This window comes from Herbiconiux sp. L3-i23 (assembly GCF_023734115.1).
GTDB lineage: Bacteria > Actinomycetota > Actinomycetes > Actinomycetales > Microbacteriaceae > Naasia.
On record NZ_AP025737.1, the window covers coordinates 1,152,875 to 1,178,005 of the forward strand.

The 25,131-nt window shown below is 68.4% G+C and carries 29 protein-coding genes; 14 read left to right on the forward strand and 15 right to left on the reverse strand.

Annotated elements, in window-relative coordinates; all coding sequences use genetic code 11:
- Nucleotides 1-175: 175 nt before the first annotated feature.
- The 3 genes from NGH83_RS05430 to NGH83_RS05440 are packed head-to-tail and all read left to right on the forward strand — an operon-like array spanning nucleotide 176 to nucleotide 3,548.
- The gene (locus NGH83_RS05430) at nucleotides 176-1,444 is read left to right on the forward strand and encodes an N-6 DNA methylase (protein ID WP_251858461.1); all 1,269 of its coding nucleotides are present in this window, start codon (nucleotides 176-178) and stop codon (nucleotides 1,442-1,444) included.
- Nucleotides 1,441-2,610, forward strand: a complete 1,170-nt coding sequence (locus NGH83_RS05435; protein WP_251858044.1) for a hypothetical protein — start codon at nucleotides 1,441-1,443, stop codon at nucleotides 2,608-2,610. Before NGH83_RS05430 ends, NGH83_RS05435 begins: the two co-directional genes overlap by 4 nt.
- Nucleotides 2,598-3,548, forward strand: a complete 951-nt coding sequence (locus NGH83_RS05440; protein ID WP_251858045.1) for a hypothetical protein — start codon at nucleotides 2,598-2,600, stop codon at nucleotides 3,546-3,548. Before NGH83_RS05435 ends, NGH83_RS05440 begins: the two co-directional genes overlap by 13 nt.
- A gap of 219 nt (nucleotides 3,549-3,767) precedes the next feature.
- On the opposite strand, the gene NGH83_RS15320 is transcribed toward NGH83_RS05440, so the two are convergent.
- Both NGH83_RS15320 and NGH83_RS05445 read right to left on the reverse strand, forming a co-directional pair.
- Nucleotides 3,768-4,043, reverse strand: a complete 276-nt coding sequence (locus NGH83_RS15320) for a helix-turn-helix domain-containing protein (RefSeq protein ID WP_371872789.1) — start codon at nucleotides 4,041-4,043, stop codon at nucleotides 3,768-3,770.
- A gap of 115 nt (nucleotides 4,044-4,158) precedes the next feature.
- Nucleotides 4,159-5,405, reverse strand: a protein-coding gene (locus NGH83_RS05445; RefSeq protein WP_371872761.1) for an IS3 family transposase whose coding sequence is annotated in 2 segments (ribosomal slippage) — nucleotides 4,159-5,096 and nucleotides 5,096-5,405 — 1,248 coding nt in all. Because the reading frame shifts where the segments join, the coding sequence is not laid out codon by codon here.
- Nucleotides 5,406-5,781: 376 nt separating this feature from the next.
- Here NGH83_RS05445 and NGH83_RS05450 point away from each other — a divergent pair.
- Complete coding sequence (locus tag NGH83_RS05450) at nucleotides 5,782-6,537, forward strand: DUF1963 domain-containing protein (protein WP_251858462.1); 756 nt, start codon at nucleotides 5,782-5,784, stop codon at nucleotides 6,535-6,537.
- A gap of 9 nt (nucleotides 6,538-6,546) precedes the next feature.
- Here NGH83_RS05450 and NGH83_RS05455 read toward each other — a convergent pair whose 3' ends face one another.
- Complete coding sequence (locus NGH83_RS05455) at nucleotides 6,547-6,936, reverse strand: VOC family protein (RefSeq protein ID WP_251858047.1); 390 nt, start codon at nucleotides 6,934-6,936, stop codon at nucleotides 6,547-6,549.
- The gene (locus NGH83_RS05460; RefSeq protein WP_251858048.1) at nucleotides 6,933-7,223 is read right to left on the reverse strand and encodes a helix-turn-helix transcriptional regulator; all 291 of its coding nucleotides are present in this window, start codon (nucleotides 7,221-7,223) and stop codon (nucleotides 6,933-6,935) included. Before NGH83_RS05460 ends, NGH83_RS05455 begins: the two co-directional genes overlap by 4 nt.
- Nucleotides 7,224-7,325: 102 nt before the next feature.
- Between NGH83_RS05460 and NGH83_RS05465 the strand changes: the two genes are divergently transcribed.
- Together NGH83_RS05465 and NGH83_RS05470 are read left to right on the forward strand one after the other, a co-directional pair.
- A complete protein-coding gene (locus NGH83_RS05465) occupies nucleotides 7,326-8,003 on the forward strand; it encodes a VanZ family protein (RefSeq protein WP_251858049.1) in 678 nt (225 codons plus the stop codon).
- Nucleotides 7,979-8,869: an aldo/keto reductase gene (locus NGH83_RS05470; RefSeq protein ID WP_251858050.1), complete on the forward strand. Its 891-nt coding sequence runs from the start codon at nucleotides 7,979-7,981 to the stop codon at nucleotides 8,867-8,869. Before NGH83_RS05465 ends, NGH83_RS05470 begins: the two co-directional genes overlap by 25 nt.
- Before the next feature lie 49 nt (nucleotides 8,870-8,918).
- On the opposite strand, the gene NGH83_RS05475 is transcribed toward NGH83_RS05470, so the two are convergent.
- Nucleotides 8,919-9,599, reverse strand: coding sequence for an SDR family oxidoreductase (locus NGH83_RS05475; protein ID WP_251858051.1), 681 nt, complete (start codon nucleotides 9,597-9,599; stop codon nucleotides 8,919-8,921).
- Nucleotides 9,600-9,718: 119 nt separating this feature from the next.
- Between NGH83_RS05475 and NGH83_RS05480 the strand changes: the two genes are divergently transcribed.
- From NGH83_RS05480 to NGH83_RS05490, 3 genes are all read left to right on the forward strand, one after another.
- On the forward strand, nucleotides 9,719-10,345 hold the full coding sequence (locus NGH83_RS05480) for a GyrI-like domain-containing protein (RefSeq protein WP_251858052.1): 627 nt from the start codon (nucleotides 9,719-9,721) through the stop codon (nucleotides 10,343-10,345).
- 34 nt (nucleotides 10,346-10,379) lie between these two features.
- Nucleotides 10,380-10,736, forward strand: a complete 357-nt coding sequence (locus tag NGH83_RS05485; protein WP_251858053.1) for a hypothetical protein — start codon at nucleotides 10,380-10,382, stop codon at nucleotides 10,734-10,736.
- A 132-nt stretch (nucleotides 10,737-10,868) separates the two neighbouring features.
- Nucleotides 10,869-11,693 carry an aldo/keto reductase gene (locus NGH83_RS05490; RefSeq protein ID WP_251858054.1) on the forward strand — a complete coding sequence of 275 codons (825 nt, stop codon included), beginning with the start codon at nucleotides 10,869-10,871 and terminating at the stop codon, nucleotides 11,691-11,693.
- Nucleotides 11,694-11,706: 13 nt separating this feature from the next.
- Here NGH83_RS05490 and NGH83_RS05495 read toward each other — a convergent pair whose 3' ends face one another.
- Both NGH83_RS05495 and NGH83_RS05500 read right to left on the reverse strand, forming a co-directional pair.
- Complete coding sequence (locus NGH83_RS05495) at nucleotides 11,707-12,246, reverse strand: MarR family winged helix-turn-helix transcriptional regulator (RefSeq protein WP_371872762.1); 540 nt, start codon at nucleotides 12,244-12,246, stop codon at nucleotides 11,707-11,709.
- Nucleotides 12,243-12,458 (reverse strand): hypothetical protein, encoded by a 216-nt coding sequence (locus tag NGH83_RS05500; RefSeq protein ID WP_251858055.1) that lies wholly within the window; start codon nucleotides 12,456-12,458, stop codon nucleotides 12,243-12,245. The genes NGH83_RS05495 and NGH83_RS05500 overlap by 4 nt, the downstream gene beginning before the upstream one ends.
- A 104-nt stretch (nucleotides 12,459-12,562) precedes the next feature.
- Between NGH83_RS05500 and NGH83_RS05505 the strand changes: the two genes are divergently transcribed.
- Nucleotides 12,563-13,480, forward strand: coding sequence for an aldo/keto reductase (locus tag NGH83_RS05505; protein WP_251858056.1), 918 nt, complete (start codon nucleotides 12,563-12,565; stop codon nucleotides 13,478-13,480).
- A gap of 12 nt (nucleotides 13,481-13,492) precedes the next feature.
- Here the strand turns inward: NGH83_RS05505 and NGH83_RS05510 are convergent, their stop codons facing one another.
- A complete protein-coding gene (locus NGH83_RS05510; RefSeq protein ID WP_251858057.1) occupies nucleotides 13,493-14,254 on the reverse strand; it encodes an SDR family NAD(P)-dependent oxidoreductase in 762 nt (253 codons plus the stop codon).
- A gap of 44 nt (nucleotides 14,255-14,298) precedes the next feature.
- Here NGH83_RS05510 and NGH83_RS05515 point away from each other — a divergent pair, with 44 nt between their 5' ends.
- Nucleotides 14,299-15,066 (forward strand): SDR family oxidoreductase, encoded by a 768-nt coding sequence (locus tag NGH83_RS05515; RefSeq protein ID WP_251858058.1) that lies wholly within the window; start codon nucleotides 14,299-14,301, stop codon nucleotides 15,064-15,066.
- A 9-nt stretch (nucleotides 15,067-15,075) separates the two neighbouring features.
- On the opposite strand, the gene NGH83_RS05520 is transcribed toward NGH83_RS05515, so the two are convergent.
- Nucleotides 15,076-15,378, reverse strand: a complete 303-nt coding sequence (locus tag NGH83_RS05520; protein ID WP_251858059.1) for a hypothetical protein — start codon at nucleotides 15,376-15,378, stop codon at nucleotides 15,076-15,078.
- Nucleotides 15,375-15,860 carry an SRPBCC domain-containing protein gene (locus tag NGH83_RS05525; RefSeq protein ID WP_251858060.1) on the reverse strand — a complete coding sequence of 162 codons (486 nt, stop codon included), beginning with the start codon at nucleotides 15,858-15,860 and terminating at the stop codon, nucleotides 15,375-15,377. Before NGH83_RS05525 ends, NGH83_RS05520 begins: the two co-directional genes overlap by 4 nt.
- A 181-nt stretch (nucleotides 15,861-16,041) precedes the next feature.
- Between NGH83_RS05525 and nhaA the strand changes: the two genes are divergently transcribed.
- Nucleotides 16,042-17,919 carry a Na+/H+ antiporter NhaA gene (gene nhaA, locus NGH83_RS05530; RefSeq protein WP_251858061.1) on the forward strand — a complete coding sequence of 626 codons (1,878 nt, stop codon included), beginning with the start codon at nucleotides 16,042-16,044 and terminating at the stop codon, nucleotides 17,917-17,919.
- Between the two features lie 35 nt (nucleotides 17,920-17,954).
- Here the strand turns inward: nhaA and NGH83_RS05535 are convergent, their stop codons facing one another.
- Complete coding sequence (locus NGH83_RS05535) at nucleotides 17,955-18,320, reverse strand: GntR family transcriptional regulator (protein ID WP_251858062.1); 366 nt, start codon at nucleotides 18,318-18,320, stop codon at nucleotides 17,955-17,957.
- Between the two features lie 78 nt (nucleotides 18,321-18,398).
- Between NGH83_RS05535 and NGH83_RS05540 the strand changes: the two genes are divergently transcribed.
- Nucleotides 18,399-18,623: a hypothetical protein gene (locus NGH83_RS05540; protein ID WP_251858063.1), complete on the forward strand. Its 225-nt coding sequence runs from the start codon at nucleotides 18,399-18,401 to the stop codon at nucleotides 18,621-18,623.
- Here NGH83_RS05540 and NGH83_RS05545 read toward each other — a convergent pair.
- Together NGH83_RS05545 and NGH83_RS05550 are read right to left on the reverse strand one after the other, a co-directional pair.
- Complete coding sequence (locus tag NGH83_RS05545; protein ID WP_251858064.1) at nucleotides 18,608-19,000, reverse strand: DUF1304 domain-containing protein; 393 nt, start codon at nucleotides 18,998-19,000, stop codon at nucleotides 18,608-18,610. The genes NGH83_RS05540 and NGH83_RS05545 overlap by 16 nt on opposite strands.
- A gap of 736 nt (nucleotides 19,001-19,736) precedes the next feature.
- The gene (locus NGH83_RS05550) at nucleotides 19,737-21,521 is read right to left on the reverse strand and encodes a DEAD/DEAH box helicase (protein WP_251858065.1); all 1,785 of its coding nucleotides are present in this window, start codon (nucleotides 21,519-21,521) and stop codon (nucleotides 19,737-19,739) included.
- A 104-nt stretch (nucleotides 21,522-21,625) separates the two neighbouring features.
- On the opposite strand from NGH83_RS05550, the gene NGH83_RS05555 reads away from it, so the two are divergent.
- Nucleotides 21,626-22,579: a hypothetical protein gene (locus tag NGH83_RS05555; protein WP_251858066.1), complete on the forward strand. Its 954-nt coding sequence runs from the start codon at nucleotides 21,626-21,628 to the stop codon at nucleotides 22,577-22,579.
- 9 nt (nucleotides 22,580-22,588) lie between these two features.
- Here the strand turns inward: NGH83_RS05555 and NGH83_RS05560 are convergent, their stop codons facing one another.
- Nucleotides 22,589-24,163, reverse strand: coding sequence for a GMC oxidoreductase (locus NGH83_RS05560; RefSeq protein WP_251858067.1), 1,575 nt, complete (start codon nucleotides 24,161-24,163; stop codon nucleotides 22,589-22,591).
- Nucleotides 24,160-25,119 carry a sugar phosphate isomerase/epimerase gene (locus NGH83_RS05565; protein WP_251858068.1) on the reverse strand — a complete coding sequence of 320 codons (960 nt, stop codon included), beginning with the start codon at nucleotides 25,117-25,119 and terminating at the stop codon, nucleotides 24,160-24,162. The genes NGH83_RS05560 and NGH83_RS05565 overlap by 4 nt, the downstream gene beginning before the upstream one ends.
- Nucleotides 25,120-25,131: the final 12 nt, after the last annotated feature.

Genomic DNA, 25,131 nt, shown 5'->3' on the forward strand with positions numbered 1-25,131 from the left:
ATCATCGGCTTGTCCTCTCCGGTTTCCGGTTGCATATGCAACCGCGGAGCGGTGCGCGCACCGGTGGCTCTCTCAGGTCGGCTTTACGGCTGACGGATCGACGGTGCTGTTTGCCGCTGAAACTCGAGCGATGGTACGGTCATCGGTTGCTCAAATTCAGAAAGGAGGCAGAGTGATGTCGAGTCCCAGGCGCGAGCACGATGCGATCGCCAAGCACGCTGTGGATCAACTGCACGACGCGGGCTATAAGTCGGTGGAGTCGGAACTACGCATTGCCGGTACCAACTCCCGTCCGGATATCGTCGCTTGGGCGGCTAACGAGGACGGGAAGATCGTTCCCTGGGTCGTAGTCGAGATCAAGTCCGGCGAAAGCACCAGCAAGCCTGAAGTCGTACTTCCTCAGGTCGCCCAATACGCCAACACTCTGGGCACCGTCGACAACTACGTAGTGATCGGCACGAACTGGTTCAAGGCAGATCGATCGTTCCGACGCCTCGAGCCCGTCATCGGGCCGACACCTCCGCCGTTTGGATCTCAGGGATACGTTGACGATCCCACGGTTGTCGCGCCGCTTCTAACGAACTGGCTGGCGAGCCTCACCCATAAGGTGGCGTCGCGGGAGCTTCGAGTTGCTCTTCCGGAACTGGAAGGGTTCTCGGTGAGCGACGCGGCTTACTGGCGCGCGGCAATGAATGCCATCGCCGACACGACCTCGCGGTCGGGGTTCGCCCAGCATTCCAGCAGCCCGTTCATTGCGGCGTTGGTTGCTCGTCTAGTCGGAACTCGGCTTGAAGGGCTGGTGCTTGATCCCTTCTCTGGCGTCGGCTCTTTCCTGTGGGCGGTCGCCGATCGCGTGAAGGAGGCGATAGAGCGAGGCGAACGACCGGCGGAGGTCTCGCTCTATGGCGTTGAGTTGGAGGAGCGAACGGCCGCGATCGCGCGGGCGATCGGCGAGGTGGCGGGCGTGCCAACGGAGATCATCGCAGGGGACGCCTTCCATGTTGATCTGCCGAAGGCGAGCGCAATCGTCACCGCCCCACCACTTGGTATGCGGCTACCGGAGCCCTATGAGTTGCTCAATGGGCGGGTCACCACCGACATGGACCTGGCAGCAGTCGACCTGTCGCTCCGGCATCTCGAAGAGGGCGGGCGCGCGGTAATCCTGCTACCGCGAACATTTGTGAATCGCGCCAGCGGGGAGGCGTACCGCGAGTATCTCGCCAACCAGTTCCGGGTCGGCGCGCTCATCGGCACGCCGCGCGGCGCAGTACCGGGCACAAGCTTCGCTGGTGTTCTGCTCGTGATTAATAAGGGTGACGCCCCCGGCGAAACGTTCGTCGGCCAGGCTGCAGATGACGACTGGCAGGTGCAGCTCGGTGTGGATGGGCCCCTGACGAAGGCGGCAGTCGACTACCTCGACGGGTTCAGCGAGATGTGGTCATGAGCACGTGGGCGCTGACAGATCTCCGAAGCAAGCGGACATGGGACATCGGAAGTCTCGCGATTGACGCATTCTCGTGGCCCGTCGACGAGCCACTTCGTCGGCTCGACGAGGTCGCATACATACTCTCGGCTGTCGAAGAAGCCGAACCAGATTTTCCGATCATAACGCCGCAGAGCATCGATACGGTCACTGGCGTCCTTCGTCGTCGCCGCCGCGGTTACATTGGGGCCGCTTTCCGGGTAGGTGGGTTCGGTCGGGCTTTGCAGCCCGGGGACCTGCTGGTTCCGCCGAACGATGTGCCAGTGCTGTTCGTGAATGAGACACTCGCCGGTTCGCTCGCATCCGCGCAGTTTCTCGCCGTTCGGCCGGATCCGTCGGTGATCGATGCCCAGTGGCTATGGGGATTGCTGAACAGCCGCTCGGGGCGGTCGTTTCGGCGCCTCGTGACTGCGGATTCCTCTGGGAAGCGGGACGCCACTGCGGCGCTACTGCGCATGAAGATCCCGGTTCCGGGCCTCACTGAGCAACGATCCGTGGCATACCAGTTGGCAGCGATCGAACAGAGCCTCCGAGGCCAGGAGCAGGAAGGGCCGACAACGTGGTGGCGAGTTTCTGACCTGCGTGGCCAGGAATGGCGATTCGCGTTGGCATCGGCGAATCCGTCACTCATGCAGGAGGGCGACCCCCTCGGTGACTTCTGCGAGATCGTTCGGGGGCGCCAATCGCGTTCGCGAGACGAACCGCTGAACACCTCCGTCGGGGTGCTTCCGCTCGCCACGGGCATGTATCTCGCGGGGCGCCGGGATGAGGTTGCTCCGGTGTTGCCGAACTCGCTCATCGCGGAGCCGGGCGACGTACTCGTCGCGGTCATTGGCGAGCGCCCTCTGGCGAGAGTCGTCGTCGATCCGATGCTTGTCGGCGATACGGTCTATCGGATCCGTCCGAACGAGCGCGCGTTCGCTGCTGCAATCGCGAGCTTCCTCAACAGCGCGATCGGTCTCGCGCGGTGGCGCTTCCTCGCGCTCGATGGAACGGTGCCGCAGATGCGGCTCAGTGACCTACGGCAATTTCCGGTTCCTGTGGGCGCACTTGCCGCGCAAACGGCGGACATATTCCCCGTGCGACCGCTCGACGTGCAACTGGACAGCATCCTGTGGCCGAACTGAGCTGTCGTCTTTCGCCGCTGGTTTACAGCGTCCTGTATCGCCGTCTTGCTGCTGATACTGCCGCGCACGTCATCCTCGAGCCTCGACTGCAAGAGATTGAACTCGATCTTGAGTGGCTTGATTCGGCGGCGGAGGCTTATGGGCGGAAGTGGACAGCCAATGCCGAGATGCTCAGCTCTGGCACTCCAGCGGATACGATCGAGCGCCTCGAAGCCTCGCATGCGCTTCTCGCCAGTTGGATTCTGACAGCGCTGCGAGGTCGCGGCAGCTCCGATGATTTCTCGGCGGATCTAAGAACGGAGATCCTTGGCCGTCTTACTGACGACGGGCAGGATGCCAGCGTGTTCGGCGTACGCGAGGAGTTCTCCCCGGTCATCGTCGGCTGGGTGCTCGGGATGGTGGTGCAGAACAACATCGATCTGAACCTGCCTGCGATCCCGGCGACACCTATCAAGAACAGGCACATCGCGGCGGCGTACGAGGGTCTGGTGCAGCACGTTGCAGCGCTCAGGCTGGAGGCAGAGCCTTGGCCGGACCTGCTCGGGACGTCCACACTGGTGCGAGGCGTGGGTTTGGCGGAGGCGCTGAGGCCGGAGGCCGGCTCCGCGCGTGCTGCGGTCCAGGCGTTACTGCGCGAGTCTGCAAGGTATGTTCCCTCGCCGGTTCAGACGACACTCGCGAACCACTGGGACCGCGGAGACATCATCGGCATGCGAAACGCAGTTGTTCACATCCTGCCAACCTCTGGCGGAGGCCTGCCGTTTCTCGACGTTATGAATCCCGCCGACAACTGGGGCAAGATCAAACCGACTGTCCAGGGCATCACGCAGTTCGTCTTCCAGGAGGTCGCTCGTGAGCTGGCCGAGGAAGCGAGCGGAGTCCACAGCGGTATCTGGGACCAGCAGCTGAAGTGGGACGTGGAGGTGTGGGGGTTGTGAAGGCCGCGGGCGTTCTGCGCTCGGTGGGCGCCTATTCCTTTGTCGGAGAGCGCCTCGCCGCATTGCAAGCCGGGTGCGAGGCGGAAGGTACAGGGCGGACTGAGAGAGGCGACAGCGGCGATCACATTAGCGCTTGTCCTGTCGGAATGCGCTGTCAACATCAGGCGCAGAAGGCGAAGGCTCCCGGAGTACGCGTCAGGCGGCCAGACCTTCCCGTGCCTACCGACCAGTCGGCGGTCGAATCGTAACCCCCGCGGCGATGATCGCGACCCGCATAGTCTCCTGGTTCACGTCGAGTCGCTTGGCGACCTGCGACAGCGACAGCCCGGACTCGTAGAGTCGTGCGGCGTCGCTCACCTGCTCGGCCGTCATCGGCTGACGGCGGACGACCACTCGAGCTTCGCGCAGGATCCGCAGGATGGTGGACTTCGCAACGCCGAATTCCTCGGCAAGTGCGGTCGATGTCGAGCCGCTGCCGTACCGGGGCGATGACAGTGGCCTGCTGTTCGGTGCTCAGTCGGTTCCAGCCACGCTTGACGCGTGGTTGGAACTTCCGCTCAGATTCCCCGATGGGCCTTGACCCTCGATCGTGGACACGGTGTCGGTTCGGTTATGCCGCTTCCGCGAGGGTAGCGGACGTGGTCTCCGCGTAGGCGGTCTCGTAGTTGTTCGGGGTGATCTGGCCGATCGCGGAGTGGCGCCTGCGGGTGTTGTAGCGGTTCGCCCATCGGAACACGGCCCGGTAGGCGGTGGCCTGGTCCGGGAACGCCGCCTGGCCTTCGAGGAGCTCCCGCTTGAGTGTGGCGTTGAAGCTCTCCGCGAGTGAGTTGTCGGCGCTCGTGCCCACCGCACCCATGGACTGGACGATGTTGAGCTGCTCGCAGAGGGCTGCGTAGGCCTTCGAGGCGTAGACGCTGCCGTGGTCGCTGTGGAAGATCGCGCCGGCCAGCGTCCCGCGGTCACGGGCCGCAGCGCGCAGGGCGTCTTCGACGAGCCCTACGCGCATGTGGTCGGCGACCTGCCAACCCGCGAGCTTCCGTGACCCGAGGTCGATGCAGGTCGCGAGATACAGGTTCGACCCGTCCGCGATCGGGAGGTAGGTGATATCGCCCACGTATCGGCGGTTCGGCTCACCAATGGAGAAGTCCCGCTCGATCAGGTCGGGGAAGCGGCGTCCGGACTGGTCCGGGATCGTGGTCCTCACCCGTCGACGCAGCCGGATCCCCGCGAGCTGGTGTTCCCGCATCACCCGGGCGACCCGCTTGTGATTCACCCGCCCGGCCGCCGCGGCGCCGTCGTTGAGGTCGGCGGTGATCCGCGGCGCCCCATAGGCGCGATCGCCACCCTGCGCGGGGTCCTGCAGCACACGGATTCGCGCCGCCAGCGCGGCGTCTGCGGCGGCCCTCGCGGCCCGTCCCGGGGCCACCGCCAGCCAGGCGTAGAACGACGACCTCGCGATCTGAATGACCTCACACAACCGCTTCACGCCGTAGGCGTCCTTGTGATCCTCAACGAACTGGAAGCGGTTCACCAGTTCGTCTCCCCGGCGAAATACTTCGCCGCCTGACGAAGGATGTCCCGCTCCGTCTGAAGCTTCAGCTTCTCCGCTTCCAGCCTCGCGTTCTCGGCCTCCAGCCGGAGGACCTTCGCCGCCTGTGACTCCGCCCGCGCCGGCGCGGGCGTCGACGCTGTGCCGGTGGTCGTGATCCCCGAGCCGTGCTTCTCGACCCACTCCCGCAGCGCACCGCGGGAGATCCCCAGATCCGCCGCGATGCCCTTCAACGTCGCACCCGGCGTGGACGCGAACAAGTCCACCGCCCGCTGCCGGAACTCGTCCGTGTAGTTCTTCCTTGCCATCCCTTGGATTCTCGCTTCCCCAGCAACGTGCTGGAATCAGCGTGTCCAAGATCAGGGGTCAAGCGCCGATGGCGGCGGAAATCCACTGAATCTCGACAGCCGTAACAGAGGTCGTCGATTTATTGGAACAGAGGTAGACGATGTCGACTGTAACGAAGAACGGGTCGCTCGAAAGGTGGCCCGTTCGTCGTTACACGAGGTCTCATTCAGGCGGAGTCCCCGCTGGCGAGGGGCCTCTGGCGGCGCGGAGCGACGTTCGTCGTTGGGCTGAGCTCTCGCCGCCCGGGATCTGCCTCCTCCCGGATAGCCTGTGGCGGTGTCCGAACTGGAACTTCAGGCGGCGATCTCCCGCGTAGAACTTGATGCCCACCGCGACGTGCTTGTCGAGATTGCGCGGCCCGCTGCCTACCTTGGTGTCGAGCCGGCCTCGGCGGGTGAGCCGCAGGGGAGCAGGCTCGGTGGGCAGCCATGGCTGGCGGCGGAGACGCCGTGGCCCACGGACGAGCAAGGGCGGCCGATGCAGTTCGTCCTGCAGATCGCCGTTGACGACATTCCCTCGGAGTGGGCTGGTCGGCCGCTGCGGCCGGCGTCGTGGCCCGGTGACGGTCTGCTGGCGCTCTTCGTCGGGATGTCCGCCTCGTCGTTCGACATTCCTCACCGCGTACTGCTGACCTCTAGAAGCGAGGGCGCGCTGCGGGAGGCGCCGCTCTCGATGGAACCGACTCGACTCGAGGTCGTGTTCCTCGACGAGGTGCCGTCGGCGGCCCTCACGGTGCGCCCGGGGTGGGACCTCCCACGGTGGGCCTCTGACGAGTGGGCTCACCTCGACGAGGAGGTGTTCGAGGGCGAGCATGACGCCGTCGGATACGAGTCCCTCGAGGGTCTCCTCAATCCCCTATCGTCGGCAGACACGATCGGGCGACTCTTCGGGCACGTCGCCGGCGTCGGCGCTGATCCGCGCGAGGACATCGAGGGGCGCCCGGAGGGCACCGCCTGGCAGCATCTGCTCACGCTCGACTCGTCACTCCGGGTCGATCTGACCATCGCCGACGCGGGATACCTCCAGGTGTTGGCGCCTGAGCCCTTCGGCGCGGAACTCCGCCTGACGTTCGCGTCCGTCGAAACGAGCTGAGGGTCCCGGTCAGCCCGCCATTGCGGCGATCTGGATGAGGTTGCCGACGGTGTCGTCGAAGACCGCCGTCGTCACCGGGCCGTTGGTGACCGGCGGCTGGGTGAAGTGGACGCCGCGGGCGGTGAGGCGGTCGTACTCGGCCTGGACATCGTCGACCGCGAATGAGGTCCACGGGATGCCGTCCTCCTCCAGAGCCGTCGTGAACGGGACGACGGCCGGGTGCTCGTTCGGTTCGAGGGAGATCTGCGTTCCCTCCGGCGCCTCGGGGGAGACGACGGTGAGCCAGCTGTGCTCACCCATCGGGATATCCATGGCCGGCAGGAAGCCGAGCACGTCGGTGTAGAAGGCGAGCGCCTTGCGTTGGTCGGTGACGAAGATGGTCATCGCTGAGAGCTTCACGGTGTCTCCTTGAGGGGCCATCGTCGCGCGATCTGCGCGAGCGGTTGAGGGTCGAACGTGTGGTGCTTGTAGCGGCCGCGCTTCTCGGTGAGCACGAGTCCGGCGCGTTCGAGCACGGCGAGGTGTTGCGACACGGCTTGCCTGCTCGACGTCGATCCGTGCTCCATCGCGAGACGGGTGCAGAGTTCGAACAGGGTCTGCCCGTCGCGTTCGGCGAGCTCGTCGAGCAGGATGCGGCGCGTGGGGTCGGCGAGAGCGAAGAACAGGCTGCTCTCGTCGTCGTCCACGGCGCCACTATATGCAAGTGAGCGCTTGCCTATCAAGGGTTATCGCGCACGTATCGATTTCTCCCAACGCTGCGGCGACACTCCACCGGCTTCGCTGGTGCGATGACCGACCCGATCCGCAACGACCAAGGCGCAGACAGACGCCGCCGCATCCTGGCGATCCTCTTCATGATCTACCTGGCCGTCCTGGTCTGGCTGGTGCTGTGGAAGCTGCACCTGCCCTATATCGGTGACGTGGGGGAGCGGGCGGTCAAGCTGGTGCCGTTCGTGGCGGGCAACGGCTACGGGTCGAGCGCACGCGTCGAGGTGCTGCAGAACCTCGCGATCTTCTTCCCCTTCGGCATCTACCTCGGACTGCTCGCTCCGTCGTGGCGGTGGCGCCGTCACCTTGCGGTCATGGCGGCGGCGAGCCTCGGCCTAGAGGTCCTGCAGTTCGTGCTGGCATCCGGAAGCTCCGACCTCACCGATGTCATCGTCAACACCGCCGGGGGAGTGCTGGGACTCGGGATGATCGCCATCGCGCGGAGGTGGATCGCTCGTCGCTTCATGCGGGTCGCCACCGTCTTCTGCGCCGCATCGACCGTCGTGATGCTGCTCACCGTCGGGGTGGTGATCGGCTCGTTCCCCCTGCTCCGGCCGGGACCCGGAGCGCCGATCATCCTCGTTAGCTCAGTCGGTCCTATTCCAGGGCGGCAACCCGGGCAGGTACTCGCAGTGCCTCCCGGCCCCAGGAACCCGGGCGTAGCGTCGAAGACATGGCAACCCCCACCTTCACCCTGAACAACGGCGTCGAGATCCCGGCCATCGGGCTCGGCGTCTACCAGTCGGCCCCCGACGAGACGGCCGCCGCCGTCGAGGCCGCCCTGCGCACCGGATACCGGCACATCGACACCGCGGCCGCGTACCGCAACGAACGTCAGGTCGGTGAGGGCATCCGGGCGTCGGGCATCGACCGTGCCGAGATCTTCATCGAGACCAAGGTGTGGGTGAGCGACTTCGGCTACGACGAGACCCTCCACGCGTTCGAGAAGGCCACCCGCAAGCTGGGCGTCGACCAGCTCGACCTGCTGATCCTCCACCAGCCCGCACCCTCCCGATGGGAGAAGACGGTGGCGGCGTACAAGGCGCTCGAGACGCTGCTCGCCGACGGACGCGTCCGCTCGATCGGCGTCAGCAACTTCAAGCCCGAGCACCTCGCCAACCTGGCCGACGCGACCGACGTCGTGCCGGCGGTCAACCAGATCGAGCTGCACCCCTACTCCGCCCAGCGCGCCACGCAGGTCGCAGACGCCGAGCGCGGCATCCTCACCCAGGCGTGGTCACCGATCGGCGGCATCACCTTCTACCCCGGCTGGGGAGAGCAGCGCCGCAACGTGATGGAAGACCCGGCGCTCGCCGCGATCGCGGGTGCTCACGGCAAGACGGCCGCGCAGGTGATGCTGCGCTGGCACCTGCAGCAGGGCCGCTCCGCCATCCCGAAGTCGACGAACCCCGCCCGCATCGCCGAGAACTTCGACATCTTCGACTTCGAACTCGACGACGCGCAGCTGGCGCAGATCGACGCCCTCGACACCGACCGTCGCAGTGGACCCGATCCCGACGTCGAGCGGGCCGAGATGTTCGACATGCCCATCGCCGAAGACTGAGCCGCCGAGACCCGGGCTAGACGGCGGCGACCGATCCGGGGGCGCGGAGTCAGCGCTTCCGGGTCGGTCGCACCGACACCGCTTCGACCGTGCCGCCCGGCGGCAGGTCGACGACGGTGCGCACCACCGCGGCCACCGCGGCGGCGTCGAGGTAGAAGTCGGTGTCGTAGTCGTCGCCCTCGAGCGCGACCTTCGCCCGCTGCATGTCCGTGTCGACGCGGCCGGGATGCACGCTCGACACCCGCACGCCGTTCGCACGCTCCTCTTCGCGGAGCGCATCGGTGAACGCGCGCAACGCGAACTTGCTCGCCGCATACACGGCGCCGCCAGGATTGGACGTGAGCCCCGATCCGCTGTTGATGCTGACGACCAGCCCGCGCGCCGCCCGCAGGGACGGCAGCGCCTGACGGGTGAGCTCGGCGACGGCGAAGAGGTTCGCCGCGAACACCCGCTCCCACACCTCGCGCCCGATCTCGGCGACCGGCCCGCTCTCTTCGACGCCGGCGGAGTGCACCAGCACGTCGAGCCGCGGTGGAAGCGGGGGCAGCGGATCGAGCGTCAGGTCGGCGACATACGGCTCGGCCGACGGGAGCGAGTCGACCACCGCTGCAACGGCGTCGGCGTTCCGCCCTCCGACCAGCACGTGGTGGTCGGATCCGAGCGCGTCGGCGATGGCGCGGCCGATGCCGCGGGTGGCTCCGGTGACGAGGGCGATGGGGCGATGAATCACCTGCAAACCCTAACCACGCTCGGCCGCGCGATCTGGTCGCGTCCGCCCTGTCGCAGCCGGGAGCCGCGTCGCTACTGTGTCGGCATGACGCCGACGACGGCGACGGGCGGGACGGATCGGTGAAGATCGACATCAAGAAGGATCTGAAGGCGTTCTACCGACCCAAGCCTGACGACTTCGTCGAGGTGGTGGTGCCGCCGCAGCGGTTCCTCGCCATCGACGGTAGCGGCGACCCGGACACCTCCGACGACTACGCGAACGCGGTCGCGGCGCTGTATGCCGCCGCCTACGCGACGAAGGCCGCGTCGAAAGCGGCCGACGGAGTCGACTTCATCGTGGGTCCACTCGAAGGTCTGTGGTCGAGCAGCGACCCGAGCAGTTTCGTCGATGGGCGCAAAAGCGAATGGGACTGGACGATGCTCATCCCGTTGCCCGACCAGCTCGACGAATCAGCTGTTCGCGACGGTCTCGAGTCGGCGCGGAAGAAGAAGCCCGACCTGCCGCTCGACCGGGTCGCCCCGCTCCGACTCGACGAGGGGCGGTCGCTGCAGATCCTGTACATCGGCGGCTACGACGACGAGGCTCCCGTTCTCGCGCGGCTCCACAACGAGGTGATGCCGGCGCTCGGAGTCGAATGGAACGGCCGCCACCACGAGGTGTACCTGAGCGACCCGCGCAAGGTCCCGGCCGCCGCCCTCAAGACCGTTCTGCGGCAGCCGGTGACCGACGCCGATCGAGCCGGGTGAGCGCTCGACGCGCGGGTCTCGATACGGTGTCGGGATGGCCCCGACATCGTGGATCGAGCACCGGCGCTCCGACGGCGAACTCGTCGGCTGGATCGTGCCCGACGGGGACGGCTTCACCACCATCGACCTGCTCGACCGTGCCCGCATCACCGAGCCGGTCGACTGGCTGAGTGCCGAGGAGTCGCTCGACGAACTCGGAATCGGCTACCTCGCCGACCGATACACGCTCGACCTCGCCGACGGCCGCGCGCGACCGGTACGCATCGGGGAAGTGAGCACCGACCGCGTCGTCGTGGTCGCCGACGACTTCGGCGCGGCCTCCGCAGTGGGCGCGAACCCGGAACGGTTCGAGCTTCCGTTCCCGGCGCCCGAGTCGCTTCGTCCTCACTGAGCCGCCCTCACCCCCGCGAGCACGCTGGGCCCCACCGGGTACGCTTGTCCGGAGGGAGTGCTACGAGCGCGCCTGTTTGAACACCGGCGCTCGGAGCAACACACCGCGCTCGCGGGGGCATAGCGTTGGGGCATGCGAGAACTGAACGACGGCACGACGATCCCCGACATCGGCTTCGGCACCTACCCCCTGCGGGGAGAGCAGGGAGCTGACGCGGTCGTCAGCGCACTCGAGATCGGCTACCGGCTCATCGACACCGCGGTGAACTATGGCAACGAGGATGCCGTCGGCCAGGGCATCGCCCGCAGCGACGTCGCGCGCGAGGACATCGTGGTGACGACGAAGCTGCCGGGGCGCGACCACGGCTACGACGAGACGCTCGCCTCGTTCGACCGGTCGATCGAGGCGCTCGGACTCGACACCATCGACCTCTACCTCATCCACTGGCCCAACCCGAGCGTGGACAAGTTCGTCGACACGTGGCGCGCCATGGTGCAGCTCAAGGAGTCGGGCCGGGCCCGCTCGATCGGCGTCTCCAACTTCACTCCCGAGTTCCTCACCCGCATCGGCGACGCGACGGGTGTGCTGCCCGCGGTCAACCAGGTCGAGCTGCACCCGTTCTTCCCGCAGGTCGAGCTGCGCGCCTTCCACGCCGAGCACGGCATCGTCACCGAGGCGTGGAGCCCGCTGGGCAAGCGGGCGCCCGTGAAGGAGGCCGAGCCGGTCACCACCGCCGCCGCCGCGCACGACGTGACGCCCGCCCAGGTGGTGCTGCGCTGGCATCAGCAGATCGGTTCGGTGCCGATTCCGAAGTCGGGCGACCCTGCCCGTCAGCGCGAGAACTTCGACATCGCCGGCCTGACGCTGACCGATGACGAGGTGGCTGCGATCACCGCGCTCGGCCGCCCCGACGGTCGCCTGTTCGACGGCGACCCCAACACGCACGAGGAGATGTAGCCCCTCGCAGCAGTCAGACGGTTGCGCCGTCGCTCTCGATCTTCGCGTCGAGGGCGGCGGCGCCCGTCTCGACGGCGCCGATCATGCCCTGCAAGAAGCGCCCTACCACGGCCAGCTCGTCGGGGCTGAGCCCGTCGACCACCGACACCATCTCCTGGTGCATCCGGCCGAGCGTCTGCCGCACCTCGTGATCGGTGCCCGTCGTCGGCACGATGTAGACGGAGCGCTTGTCGGTGGGATGCGGTTCGCGTCGCACATGGTCGTCGCGCACCAGCCGGTCGATCAGCACCGACACCGACGCCGACGAGATCTGTAGGCGAGCGACGAGGTCGCGCTGCGTCAGCGAGATGCCGCGCCGCTGCGCTTCGAGCAGGTAGCGGAGGGCGAGGAGATCGGTCTCGCCCATGCCCATGGATCCCCGGGTGCGTGCGCGCATCCGTCGCTCGGACTCGCGGTACCGGCGCAAGAGGTTGAGCACGTCGACGCTCGCCGGCGCGCTGCGTCCGTCGGCGTACCAATACCCCGACGACGGCTGCTCGGTCACATCGCTCACCGTGCCGCCTCGCTCTGCCGTCGCGCCAGTTCCATCTCCACCCGCTCGAGAGTCGCCTCCGCGACCAGAGGGGTGATGACGCCGTCGGGGTCGAAGCCCATGAGCATGTCGTGCTCCTCGGCCATCATCGTCATGATTCGTTGAACGGGAAGCTCCGGGAAACGGTCTGCGAGCCGCTCCGCGTGCTGCCGGTGCGACTCCGCTGGCATCATCCGTCGAGCCTATCGCCGAGACCCGAGGTCCGAGGCGGACGGATACGCTCGTCGCACCCCGCCCGATCCCGTTGACGGACGAGGGCTGACGGATGGGAGCGACGATGACCGCGCGACTCGGACTGGGCCTCGCCGCTCTCGGACGGCCCGCCTACATCGCGACCGGACGCGGCGACGACCTCGGCGACACCCGTGACGAGCAGGCCCTGGAGCGCCGCACTCTCGAGGTCCTCGATCGCGCGTGGGCGAGCGGCATCCGATACTTTGACGCGGCTCGCTCGTACGGCATCGCCGAACGATTCCTCGGCACCTGGCTGCGAACCCGTGGCCCGCTCGACGGCGTCATCATCGGCAGCAAGTGGGGCTACCGATATACCGGCGACTGGCGGATGGACGCTCCCGTCCACGAAGTGAAGGACCACTCGCTCAGCGCATTCGAGCGCCAATGGCCCGAGACCCTCCGTGAGCTGGGGCGTGCGCCGGACGTGTACCTCGTTCACTCCGTGACGCCCGAGAGTCCCGTGCTCACCGATTCAACGCTGCTCGATCGACTCGCGGCGCTCGCCGCCGAGGGGGTGCGGATCGGAATCTCCACGAGCGGACCCCGTCAGGGCGACGTGCTCGAGGCCGCTCTCGCAACTCCCGACTCCCCGTTCTCGGCGGTGCAGGCGACCTGGAACCTGCTCGAGCGCTCCGCGGCGCCCGCGCTTCAGGCGGCGCACGACTCGGGCTGGCTCGTGGTCGTCAAAGAGAGCTTCGCGAACGGGCGACTGACCGCTCGCGGCGACACCCCCGCGCTGCGCCGCATCGCCGAGGAGCGCGGCAGCACGCCCGAGGCGCTCGCGCTCGGAGCAGTGCTCGCTCAGGAGTGGGCCGACATCGCGCTGACCGGCGCCGTCACCGCCGAGCAGGTCGCTGAGAACGCCGAAGCCGTGCCGGTGGCCGTCGACGCAGAACTCGATGCACTCCGGGTCGAGCCGATTCGGTACTGGGCCGACCGGTCGGCGCGCTCCTGGTCGTGAGCGCCGGGACCGTCAGGTGAGCTCCTCGTAGGCGCGTTGCGGCATCTGCGTCGCGAACTTTCCGCCGCTCACGTCGACCAGCGTGCCCGTGATGTATCCGGCGGCGTCGCTGGCGAGGAAGCAGAGCAGGTCGGCGACATCCTCGGGGCTCTCCCATCGGCGCAGGCTGAGCGTGTCGAGGAGCCGCTCCTGCTTGTCCTCGGGCATCGATGCGAAGCCGTTCATCGCGGTCGGAATCATGCCGGGCGCATACGCATTGACGGTGATGTTCCACGGGCCGAGCTCACTGGCGAGCACCCGGGTGAGTTGCACGACCGCCGCCTTCGAGGCCCCGTAGGCCGCCGAGCCGACGCTCGGGATGATCGCGGCGAACGACGACGCATTGATGATGCGGCCCGAGCGGGCCGCCTTCATGTGCGGGATGACCGCCTTCGCGAGCAGGAAGACGCCCGTCACGTTGACCTCGAAACACGCCCGCCAGCGGGCGAGGTCGAGGGTGTCGACCGGACCTCCGACATCGATGCCCGCGTTGTTGACGAGCACATCCACCCGGCCATGACGGCGTATCACCTCGTCGATCGCGCCTGTCACCGAGCCCTCGTCGGTGACATCGCAGACGAGGGAGTCGATACCGTCGCTCGGGGTGTCGGGGAAGGCGAGGTCGAGCGCGACGACCGTCGCCCCCTCGTCGCGGAAACGCTCGGCGAGCGCGCGGCCGATTCCTCGGCCGGCTCCGCTCACGACGACGATGCGGGAGCGCAGATCGATCAGCATTCGGGGGAGTCCTCCTCGACTCGGGCGATACGTAGTATCAATCTATGAGCAACGACCGCTCCCCGCGAGACGACGCCGTCCCATCCGATGCCGCCGAGGGGCGGGTGCTCTGGGTGGTGGGCGCAGGATCCGGCGTGGGGCGCGCGACCGCCGTCGCCGCTGCTGCGGCGGGATGGTCGCTGGTGCTGTCCGGGCGCCGCGTCGACGCGCTCGAACAGACCCGCTCGCTCCTCGGAGAGGCCGCCGCATCGGCGCGGATCCTTCCGCTCGACGTCCGCGATCACGGCGCCGTCGCTCAGGCGGTCGGCTCGATCGACAGGCTCGACGCCCTCGTGATCGCGGCCGGGGCCAACACGAAGCGGCGTCGGTTCGACGACCAGGACTCCGACGAGTTCGACGACGTCGTGACCATCAACCTGCTCGCACCGGCCCGACTGATCACCGCCGCGCTGCCGCAGCTGCGCGCGAGCGGCAGCGCCCACGTCGTGCTCGTCTCCTCCCAGGCGGCGTGGACTCCGTCACCCGGCGCCGGTGTCGCCTACAGCGCGTCGAAGACGGCGCTGTCGACGATCGCCCGCGACCTCAACGCGCAGGAGGCGGCGTCCGGGGTGCGGGCCTGCCATCTCTGCCCCGGCTCGATCGACAGCGATTTCCTCCGGGCGCGACCGACCATGCCGAGCGACGAGGAGCGCGCCACGCTGCTCACCCCCGCCGACGTGGCGCGGTCGATTCTGTTCGTGCTGGACTCGCCGCCCCACGTGCGGATCGACGAACTGGTCCTGTCGCCGCTCAGTCAGATCGGCGGCTACTGACTCTCATCTTCAGCGCTTCGACGTGGCATCCGCGAAGGTGATCGACAGGAACACCGCCATCGCGCCCGCTCCCACCGCGAAGGCGATTCGCTCGCCGCGGGTGCCGGCACCGCGAGGACGCAGAAGCGCAGCGGTGCCGGCGTTCGCCGCGCTCCAGAGGACGTTCTCGGTCGGCGACGACAGTCCGACCCCGGGCGGGTCGGCGAACGGCGTAGGGAACCGCTGTCCCTGAACGCCCTTGACCCCGTGGGGAATGGCGTTGACGGCGAAAACTCCGGCGGCGGCGCTGCGCAGAATTCGGGCGAGACTCACGATGCTTCTCCTTCTTCGCGTTCTTCGCCGAGGAACACGGCGAGGTTGTCGAGCGACGAGGCGAGCCCCGCCGCGTGGTCGTCGGCAGAGATCCCGGTCGGCACGTCGTCGGCGCGCAGCTCGACGAGTGTGCCGTCGGGCGCGGGGGAGAGGGTCCACGTCATCCGCATGGTGCCGGCGAACGCGGGGTCGTCGGAGACGAAGTCGGCCGCCTGCACGATCCGCTGACCGGGAACGAGTTCGATGATGCGGACGTCGACGACGTCGTCGTCCTCGGTCGTCTTGCCGCCGCCCTCGGGCGTCTCCTCATAGGTGAGCACCATGCGGTAGGAGCCACCGGCCCGCATGTCGATGTGCTCGAACCTCCCCGACATCCCGGTCGGCGGCAGCCACGCGAGAAGCGCCTCCGGGTCGATCAACGCGGCGAACACCCGATCGGGATCAGCGGAAAACTGTCGAGCGGCGCGATCGGTGCGGGTCACTCGCCAGAGAGTACGACCGCCCGCCGGAAGAAACCAGAGCCGCGAGACCGGCCGATGAAAAGAGGGGGAGCGACAGTACCCGTCACAACCGTGCACAGGGTGCCGATATCGTGCGACCCTGTACGCAGCCCGAGCGTCAGCGATGGATTCATCGACGGCTCGGACGAGCGGGAGGCGACGCATGACCCAGTTGACCATCATCAGGACCTCACCCGACCCCGAGCAGCAGCAGGCACGCAACCGTCAGCACCGGTCGGTGGCCGACAAGATCCGAGCGATGGGGCAGGCGCGCATCGGGGCGGCTCTGCTGCTCATCGCCACCCTGGTCGCGATCCTCTGGGCGAACCTCTCGCACGAGACCTACCAGTCGTTCTGGGATACGCATCTCACCTTCGGCTTCGCCGACCTGCAACTCGACTTCACCCTGCACGCGCTGGTCAACGACGCCCTGATGGCGCTGTTCTTCTTCACCGTCGGACTCGAGGTGCGCCGCGAGTTCGCGATCGGCGAATTGACCAGCTGGTCCCGCGCGGTCGTGCCCGTGGTCGCCGCGATCGCGGGCCTCGCCGTGCCCGCGGTGCTCTACTTCCTCATCGCCATGGGATCCGGCAACGAGCACGCCTGGGGAGTGGTCATCTCGACCGACACGGCGTTCGTCGTCGGCGCGCTCGCGCTCGTCGGCCCGCGCATCCCCGGCCGGCTGCGGGTCTTCCTGCTCGCCCTCGCCGTCGTCGACGACATCGGGGCGCTCAGCATCATCGCCCTCGTCTACACCGAGAACTTCAACCCGATGCCGCTCATCGTCGCAGCGATCGGACTCGTCGGCGTCTACTTCACCCGCTACCTCCGTGGCGGTCGCGGCCCGGTCTACGGCACTCTCGCCGTGATCGTGTGGCTCGCCTTCCTCGCCTCGGGCGTGCACCCGACGCTCGCCGGTGTCGCGATCGCCCTGCTGGTGCCCGTCTACCGACCGAACCGCCGTGACGTCGAGCACGCGCTCGATCTCGCTCGCACCTTCCGCCAGTCGCCGAACACCGAGTACGCGCGCGCCGCCGCCAACAGCCTGCGCGAGTCGATCTCGATCAACGAACGACTGCAGACCGCCTACGCGCCGTATGTCGCCTACGTCGTGCTGCCGCTCTTCGCCCTCGCGAACGCCGGCGTGCAGATCAGCCCCGAGATCCTCGCCGCGTCGATCCAATCGCCCGTGACGTGGGGCATCATCGTCGGGCTCGTCGTCGGCAAGTTCGTCGGTGTGCTCGCGCCGACCGCACTGATGAAGTTCTTCCGGATGGGAGAGCTCGGGGCGGGACTCACCCTCGACCGGGTCGCCGGCGGGGCGGCGCTCTGCGGCATCGGCTTCACGATCTCGCTGTTCATCATCGACATCGCGATCGACGACCCCGCCGCGCAGAACGAGGCGCGCGTCGGCGTGCTCGCCGCGTCGGTGCTCGCGTTCGTGCTCGCGACCATCATCTTCCGCGTCTCCGACCGCGTGCACCCCTCGCAGGAGGCGGCGCGCACCCTGGCCCGGCCGGTCGATCCGAAGCGCGACCACGTGTTCGGGTCGAACGACGCCCCGTACACGATCGTCGAGTACGGCGACTTCCAGTGCGGCTTCTGCCTGAAGGCGTCGGGATCGATCCAGCAGGTGAAGGAGGAGCTCGGCGATCAGCTGCGCTACGTCTGGCGACACGCGCCGCTCACCGCGTTCCACCCCAACGCTCTGGCCGGCGCCGAAGCGTCGGAGGCCGCCGCTCGCCAGGGCAAGTTCTTCGAGTTCGAGCGGGCCCTGTTCTCGGACCAGGAGAACCAGTTGCCTTCCGACATCCTGCGGCGCGCGCGTGAGCTCGGGCTCGACATGGAGAAGTTCGAAGCCGACCTGACCTCACCCGAGGTGGCGGCCCGGGTGCGCGACGACATGCTCGACGCCGAGGCGATGGAGATCACCGCGGTGCCCACCCTGTTCATCAACGGGGTGCGACACGTCGGACCGTACGACGCCCGGTCGCTGATCGAGGCGCTGCAGGCGAGCGTGCGCGACGACGCGTCGGTCTGACGCGGCGGGCTTCGGCTGAGCCCGAACGGCTGCGCTCAGCCGCGATCGCGGAGCGCGGCGGCGACGAACCGCCGCGCGTCCTCGGCTGAGACCCCGAGGCGACTGACGCGGTCGACGTAGGCGACGGCAGCGGCCTGCGCCTCACGCTCTGCGACGTCGCCCTGCGGTGTCACGAACGATCCGTTGCGGCCCCGCGTCTCGATGAAGCCGTCCTGCTCCAGCTCGCGGTAGGCCTTCGCGACCGTTCCCGCGGCAAGATTCAGCTGCTCGGCGAGACCGCGCACCATGGGCAGTTTCGACCCACCGGCGAGCTCACCGGAGGTGATGCGGTTCGAGAACCAGACCCGTACCTGCTCGGAGGGAGCGACGGCGCTGGCGGGGTCGATCGCGAACGAGGTCATGTCCTCAGTCTGCCGTGCCCGCGCACCCCTACGGCGAGTCGGCGTCGACGGCCGAATGGAGTCCGCCACGATGGCGCCGTGGAGTCATCGATCATCTACTTCGTCCTCGGTGGCATCGCCATCGCCGCCGGAATCGTCTTCATCGTCGCCCGCAAGCCGATCTCGGCCGTCGCGCTGCGCCGACGGGACGACCCGTGGAAGAAGCCCTTCATGCTCTCGCCCGCCGTGATGGTCATCGGGGGAGCGATCCTGGTGGTCTTCGGCGTCGTCGCGATCCTCGCCGGGCTCTACCCGAACGCGTAGAGACCGACTGCCAGCAGCACCGCCGCGATCGTCGGAGCGGTCGCCTGCACCAAAGCGGCGCGGAGCTTCGACCGATCCGAGATCGCCAGCACGAGTCCCGCAGCCGCCATCGACAGCGTCCCGGCGAAGACCAGGGCCGCGCCGACGGCCTCGGACCCCGCCGCGACCACGACGACTCCGATCGCGGTCACGATCGCGAGGAACAGGTTGTAGAAGCCCTGGTTGAAGGCCAGCGCGCGAGTCGCCTCAGCCTGGTCCGGAGTGGTCCCGAAGGTGCGGCGCGTCCGCGCGCTCGTCCAGGTGACCGACTCCAGCACGAAGATGTAGACGTGGATCAGCGCGGCGATGCCGGCGAGGACGAGGGCGACGACGATCATCCGCTCATCATGCTCGCCGCGCCCCCGTTTCCTCAACGAGCCCACGGGCTGCGGTCTCGGTGCGCTTCGGTCGTCGAGTAGGCGCTCAAGCGCCGTATCGAGAGCCCAGCCTCAGACCTCGGCGCGGTGGTCTCGATGCGCTTCGCTTACTCGACCGGGCCCACCGCGCACGCTTGCGCGGGGGACTCGATACGCTCCTTCGTCGCTACTCGACGACCGGTTGGGGCCCGCCCGTTGAGCGCAGCGATACGGAGGGCACCCGTCGCGAACCCGGTCGTCGAGTAGGCGCGCCAGCGCCGTATCGAGACGACTCGAGTAAGCGACGAAGCTTCGCTTACTCGACCCTGGGCCCAGCGCGGACGCTTGCGCGGGGGAATCGATACGCTCCTTCGTCGCTACTCGACGACCGGGATAAGGCCCGCCCGTTGAGCGAAGCGATACGGAAGGCACGAGTGCCATCCCGGTCGTCGAGTAAGCGGAGCACACCGAGACGGCTCGAGTAAGCGAGGAACGAGCGCATCGAGAGCGTAGCGCTGCGGTCTCGGTGCGCTTCGCTTACTCGACCCGTCTCGATACGCTCCTTCGTCGCTACTCGACGACCGGGTCAGGCTCGCCCGTTGAGCGCAGCGATACGAAGGACAAGCTCCGAACCCGGTCGTCGAGTAGGCGCGCCAGCGCCGTATCGAGACGGCTCGAGTAGCGAGGAACGAGCGTATCGAGAGCGCAGCGCCCCGGCTCAGCGGTGGCGGGGTTTGCGGGGTGGGCGCTCGTCGCGGTCCTGTCGGTCGCGGCGGCCGCCGGGGGCGCCGCGGTCGAGGCGCATCTCGATCAGCTTGCCGCTGATCCGGGTGCCCGACAGGCGGTCGAGGGTCTCGTTCGGCAGATCCGCCGGCAGCTCCACCAGCGAGAAGTCCGGCCGGATGTCGATCTGCCCGAAGTCCTCACGGCGCAGGCCGCCCTCGTTCGCGAGAGCGCCGACGATCTGCCGCGGCTCCACCTTGTGACGGCGGCCGACGGCGAGACGGTACTTCACCAGCGGCGACCCGGCCGGGCGGCGTCGACGCTCGGCGCGTTCCCCGCCGCCGTCGCGGTCGCCGCCATCGCGGTCGCCGCCGCGCTGACGGTCGTCGCGGTCGAAGCGCTGTGGTGCGCGGTCGGCGTTCGGGTCGAGCAGGAGAGGCTCCTCGCCCTGCGCGACCACCGCGAGCGCCGCCGCGACATCGGCCTCGGGCACGTCGTGGTGCTCGACGTAGTGGGCGATGATGTCCCGGAACCGGGCGATGCGGGTCGTCTGCTCGAGCGCCGCCGTGATCGAGTCATCGAAGCGGGTCAGCCGCGTCGCGTTGACGTCCTCGGCGGTGGGCAGCTGCATCTGGGTCAGCGGCTGACGGGTGGCGCGCTCGATCGACGACAGCATCCGCCGCTCACGGGGAGTGACGAAGCTGATCGCGTCACCGGTGCGGCCGGCACGACCGGTGCGGCCGATGCGGTGCACGTACGACTCGGTGTCGATCGGCAGGTCGAAGTTCACGACGTGGCTGATGCGGTCGACGTCGAGTCCGCGCGCGGCGACGTCGGTGGCGACGAGGATGTCGAGCTTGCCCGACTTCAGCTGATTGACCGTCTTCTCGCGCTGAGCCTGCGCGACGTCGCCGCTGATCGCGGCCGCCGTGTATCCGCGGGCGCGCAGCTTCTCGGCGAGGGTCTCGGTCTCGTTCTTGGTGCGGACGAAGACGATCATGCCCTCGAAGTTCTCGACCTCGAGGATGCGGGTGAGGGCGTCGACCTTCTGCGCGTACGAGACGACCAGGTAGCGCTGGGTGATGTTCGCCGACGTCGTCGTCTTGTTCTTGACGCTGATCTCTTCGGGATCGCGCAGGTACTGGTTCGAGATGCGGCGAATCTGCGCGGGCATGGTCGCGGAGAACAGGGCGACCTGCTTGTCGTCGGGGGTGTCGGCGAGGATCGTCTCGACATCCTCCGCGAAGCCCATCTTGAGCATCTCGTCGGCCTCGTCGAGCACGAGGTACTTCAGCTCGGACAGGTCGAGGGTGCCCTTGTCGAGGTGGTCCATGATGCGCCCGGGGGTGCCGACGACGACGTGCACGCCGCGGCGCAGCGCGGACAGCTGGGTACCGTAGCCCTGCCCGCCGTAGACGGGGAGGACGTGGACGCCGCGGAGGTGACCGGCGTAACTCTCGAACGCCTCGCAGACCTGCAGCGCCAGCTCGCGGGTGGGGGCGAGCACCAGCGCCTGCGGGGTGCTCTGCGACACGTCGAGACGCGACAGGATGGGCAGCGCGAACGCCGCGGTCTTGCCGGTGCCGGTCTGCGCCATGCCGATGACGTCGCGGCCTTCGAGCAGCAGCGGGATGGTCGCCGCCTGGATGGCCGACGGGGTCTCGTAACCGACGTCCTTCAGTGCTTTGAGGACGGGGTCGGACAGGCCGAGGTCGGAGAAGTTCTGAGTCGGCTCCGTCGGTTCGGGCTGTTCGGTCTCGGGTGAAGCGTCGGAGGACATCCCGCAACCGTACCCCGCATCGCTGCAGGGGCGGCATTCGTCAGCGGCCCCAGTAGTGGCTGCAGTCTGGCTGTCTGCGGGTTCGGCGGCTACCCTCCACGCCCATGGATGTCACCCGATGGCTGCTCGAGTCGGATCCGGCGATCCGCTGGCAGGTCCTTCGCGACCTGACCGACGCCTCCGAGGAGGAGGTCGCGCGGGAGCGGTTGCGCATCGCCCACGAGGGATGGGGTGGTGCGCTGCTCGACCTGCAGGGCGGCGACGGGATGTGGGACCGCGGCGCCTACTACCCGGACTGGTTGACCGAGGAGTACTGGGACGATCACGACGGGCAGCCCTGGACCGCGACGGGACCGACGCTGCTGCTGCTCCGACAGCTCGGCGTCGATCCGCACGACGAGAGGGTGGTGGAGGCGATCCGCCTGGTCGATGAGCGGGTGCGGTGGGAGGACGCGGGTCAGCGGTTCTTCGAGGGTGAGACCGAGCCGTGCGTCAACGCGCTGACCGTCGACGTCGGCAGCTACTTCGGCGTCGACGTGTCCGGCGTCGTCGACCGGCTGCTCGGCGAGCGACTCGCCGATGGCGGCTGGAACTGCGAGGCCTCGAAGGGGTCGACCCGCTCGTCGTTCCACACGACCATCGCCGTCGTCGAGGCGTTGCACGGCTACGAGATCGCCACCGGCGGCGACTCGGTGGCGCGCGAGGCGCGTCTCGCGGCGGAGCAGTACCTCCTCGATCGACGCCTCATGTACCGCTCCGGCACCGACGAGATCATCGACGCCTCGTGGCTCGACTTCTCGTTCCCGGTGCGCTGGTTCTACGACGTGCTGCGCGGGCTCGACCACTTCCGCGCCGTCGGAGCCGACGCCGCCGATCCGCGCTTCGCCGACGCGCTCCGACTCGTTCGGGACAAGCGCGGAGCCGACGGCATGTGGGTGCTCGAGAATCCGCACGAGGGCGAGACCCAGCTCGACTTCGGCGAGGGCGACGGCAGGCCGAGCCGCTGGAACACCCTGCGCGCACTGCGTGTGCTGCGCTGGGCGGGCGACCCGGCCTGACGCGTCCGCTCAGGCGGAGACGGCCTCCGCCTTCGCCTCGTCGGCGCCGACCTCTCCGGCCTCCACTTCTTCGGCCTGCAGCGACGCAGCGAGACGGGTCGCCGCACGCCACGCCAGCGCCACGGTCGTCAGCGTCGGATTCGCCGCGGTCGCCGTGGGGATGACCCCGTTGCCGCCCACGTAGAGGTTCTCGACACCCCAGACCCGCAGGTACTGGTCACAGACGGAGTCGCCGTCGTCGGTCTCGCCCATCCGCACGGTGCCCTGGTAGTGCAGCGACGAGCCGCCGGCGGCGAGCGCCGGCTCCTCGGTGAGGGTGCCGATCCGCGCCGCGCTGCGATGCGAGTTCTCGCGCATCTGCTCGATCGTCGCGAGATCCTTCTCGGTGCGCGAGTAGCGGATCGACATCTGCGGCATCCCGTAGAAGTCGGTCTCGTCGTCGCTGAACTCGACGGCGTCGGCGAACTGGACGTCCTTCGCGCCATACCAGGCGAGCACTCCGAGACGCGCGGTGTTCGGGTCGTCGCCGATGCCGAGCTTGTACGCCGAGTTCGCGAGCGCCATGACCCCGCCCTGCATGGGACGGGCGTCCGAGAAGGGGATGAGCACGTAGCCGAGGTTCTTCGGGTCCGTGTCGAAGCGTGCCGGGTCGAAGTCGTCGTTCAGGTAGACGAACGACGCCATCTGGAAGTGCTCGTTCAGATGATGACCGAGTGCGCGGGGACGCACGCCCGAGGCGAAGAGCACCTGCGGGGTGCGGAGGCCGTCGGCGCACACGACGACGTGGCGGGCGCGCACCTCGTAGCGGCGGCCGTCGCGGCGGTCCTCCAGTTCGGCCCCCACCGCGACGCCGTCCTCGACGATCACCCGACGGGCGAGCGTCTCGGAGCGCAACTCGAATCCAGGGACCGTGTCCTCGAGCTGCCCGAGGATCGTGCCTGTGCCCGAGAAGCGGAGGTCGTCGCCCTCCCAGTGCGTCGCGCTCGGCATGAAGCCGACCGGGGTGAGCCCTGGGCCGTCGAACTCGTCGGCCATGGCGGCGCGGATCGCGCCGGGCAGCGCCTCACCGGGGCCGTCGATGACGGTGACGCCGAGAGTCGTCTCGGCGAATCGGTACGCCTCCTCCATCTCCTCGGCGGCGATGAACGGGATGCGCTCCGACTGGTGCGGCCGCGGGCACGAGGTGCCCCAGTGGATGCCCATGCCGCCGACACCGCTCGCCATGCTCGCGGCGGGAAGCCCCACCTCGCCCTCGCCGAGGCGCGGGAAGGGGTCGACGAAGAACAGCCCGGGCAGGATCGTCTGCCGGAACTCGAGGCTCGGGTCGATGCCCTCCGCGATGTCGGCGAGGGCGGCGAGCCGCTCCCGCCCGGCGTCCGGTCCCTGGGTCAGCAGCTGGACGGCGGCGCGGTCCTCGTCCGTCATGTTCTGGGTGTGGTCCCCGCGCGCGCCGGGCACCGCGGGGCCGACCTCGACCATGAGGATGCGGGCGTCGGGCACCGCCTCGCCGATGGTGCGGGCGTACGTCGATCCCGCCGGGCCGCTGCCGATGACGAGGACGTCGACCTGCTCCGTGCCGCTCATCGGCCGGCCTCCGACGCCTCGACGCTCACCGCGTCGGCGGTCACTTCGAGCACCCTCGCCGTCTTCTGCCATGGGTCACCGCCGCTGCCCTCGTATTCGACCGTGAGCGGGCCGTCGTAGCCGTGACGCTCGAGGATGCCGATCGCACGGCCGAGGTCGACGGCGCCCACCGTGCCGTCGTCGGCGACGTGATGCGCCTTGACGTGCACCAGTTCGGCCCGCGCCGCGAGCGCCTCGATGCCGTCGTAGAGCGGCTCGAGGTCGACGCTCGCGAAGAGCAGCGCCGGGTCGACGGCCTCGCCGTCGGGCGTTCCGAAGAGCAGCGCCATGGCGGGCTGCATGAGCACGTCGAAGTTGCCGAGGTCGAGCAGCAGACCGCACGACTCGCGACCGACGGCGGCAAGCAGCGCGTTCATCCACACCGGATCGCTGCTCGGCCCGCCGTGGTTCTCGACGAGCAGCCGGGAGCCGCGCGAGGCGGCGTGCTCTCCGAGCCGCACGAGCGCGGCCACGAGGTGGCTCGGCGGCTCCTCGCCGTGGTGCGGGCTGAACGGCGAACCGGGGTTGACCCGCACGAACTGCGCCCCCATCGCGGCGAAGCGGTCGATCCACCGCTCCAACTCGACGATGTCGGCCGTGCGGGCATCGTCGTCGGGTTCCAGCAGGTCGCCGGTGTCGAGCGCGACGTTCACCAGCCGCACGCCCGATGCGGTCAAGGCCTCGGCGAACCGGTCGAGCTCGGGGTCGTCGAGCCCGGCGAACTGGAAGCCGACCGTCTCGATGGCGTCGACGCCGAACGCGTCGCGTGCCCGCTGCGGGAATTCGGAGAGTTCGAGCAGCTTCGGGTTGTCGAAGGTGAAGGTGCGGGACACGCCCTCGGGGTCGGTGAACGCGAAGGACACGGGGCCCAGCTGCTCACGGACGCTGTAGGACGAGACGGAGAGGGTGTTCATCATGCTCCAGGTGTT

Bases quoted from the DNA above. Each gene is read 5' to 3' on its own strand.
- NGH83_RS05485 (WP_251858053.1), top strand. From the start codon at position 10,380: ATGGCCCCGACATCGTGGATCGAGCACCGGCGCTCCGACGGCGAACTC.
- NGH83_RS05510 (WP_251858057.1), bottom strand. From the start codon at position 14,254: ATGCTGATCGATCTGCGCTCCCGCATCGTCGTCGTGAGCGGAGCCGGC.
- NGH83_RS05500 (WP_251858055.1), bottom strand. From the start codon at position 12,458: ATGATGCCAGCGGAGTCGCACCGGCAGCACGCGGAGCGGCTCGCAGAC.
- NGH83_RS05470 (WP_251858050.1), top strand. From the start codon at position 7,979: ATGGCAACCCCCACCTTCACCCTGAACAACGGCGTCGAGATCCCGGCC.
- NGH83_RS05505 (WP_251858056.1), top strand. From the start codon at position 12,563: ATGACCGCGCGACTCGGACTGGGCCTCGCCGCTCTCGGACGGCCCGCC.
- NGH83_RS05535 (WP_251858062.1), bottom strand. From the start codon at position 18,320: ATGACCTCGTTCGCGATCGACCCCGCCAGCGCCGTCGCTCCCTCCGAG.
- NGH83_RS05545 (WP_251858064.1), bottom strand. From the start codon at position 19,000: ATGATCGTCGTCGCCCTCGTCCTCGCCGGCATCGCCGCGCTGATCCAC.
- NGH83_RS05515 (WP_251858058.1), top strand. From the start codon at position 14,299: ATGAGCAACGACCGCTCCCCGCGAGACGACGCCGTCCCATCCGATGCC.
- NGH83_RS05565 (WP_251858068.1), bottom strand. From the start codon at position 25,119: ATGATGAACACCCTCTCCGTCTCGTCCTACAGCGTCCGTGAGCAGCTG.
- NGH83_RS05430 (WP_251858461.1), top strand. From the start codon at position 176: ATGTCGAGTCCCAGGCGCGAGCACGATGCGATCGCCAAGCACGCTGTG.
- NGH83_RS05465 (WP_251858049.1), top strand. From the start codon at position 7,326: ATGACCGACCCGATCCGCAACGACCAAGGCGCAGACAGACGCCGCCGC.
- nhaA (WP_251858061.1), top strand. From the start codon at position 16,042: ATGACCCAGTTGACCATCATCAGGACCTCACCCGACCCCGAGCAGCAG.
- NGH83_RS05490 (WP_251858054.1), top strand. From the start codon at position 10,869: ATGCGAGAACTGAACGACGGCACGACGATCCCCGACATCGGCTTCGGC.
- NGH83_RS05560 (WP_251858067.1), bottom strand. From the start codon at position 24,163: ATGAGCGGCACGGAGCAGGTCGACGTCCTCGTCATCGGCAGCGGCCCG.
- NGH83_RS05550 (WP_251858065.1), bottom strand. From the start codon at position 21,521: ATGTCCTCCGACGCTTCACCCGAGACCGAACAGCCCGAACCGACGGAG.
- NGH83_RS05435 (WP_251858044.1), top strand. From the start codon at position 1,441: ATGAGCACGTGGGCGCTGACAGATCTCCGAAGCAAGCGGACATGGGAC.
- NGH83_RS05555 (WP_251858066.1), top strand. From the start codon at position 21,626: ATGGATGTCACCCGATGGCTGCTCGAGTCGGATCCGGCGATCCGCTGG.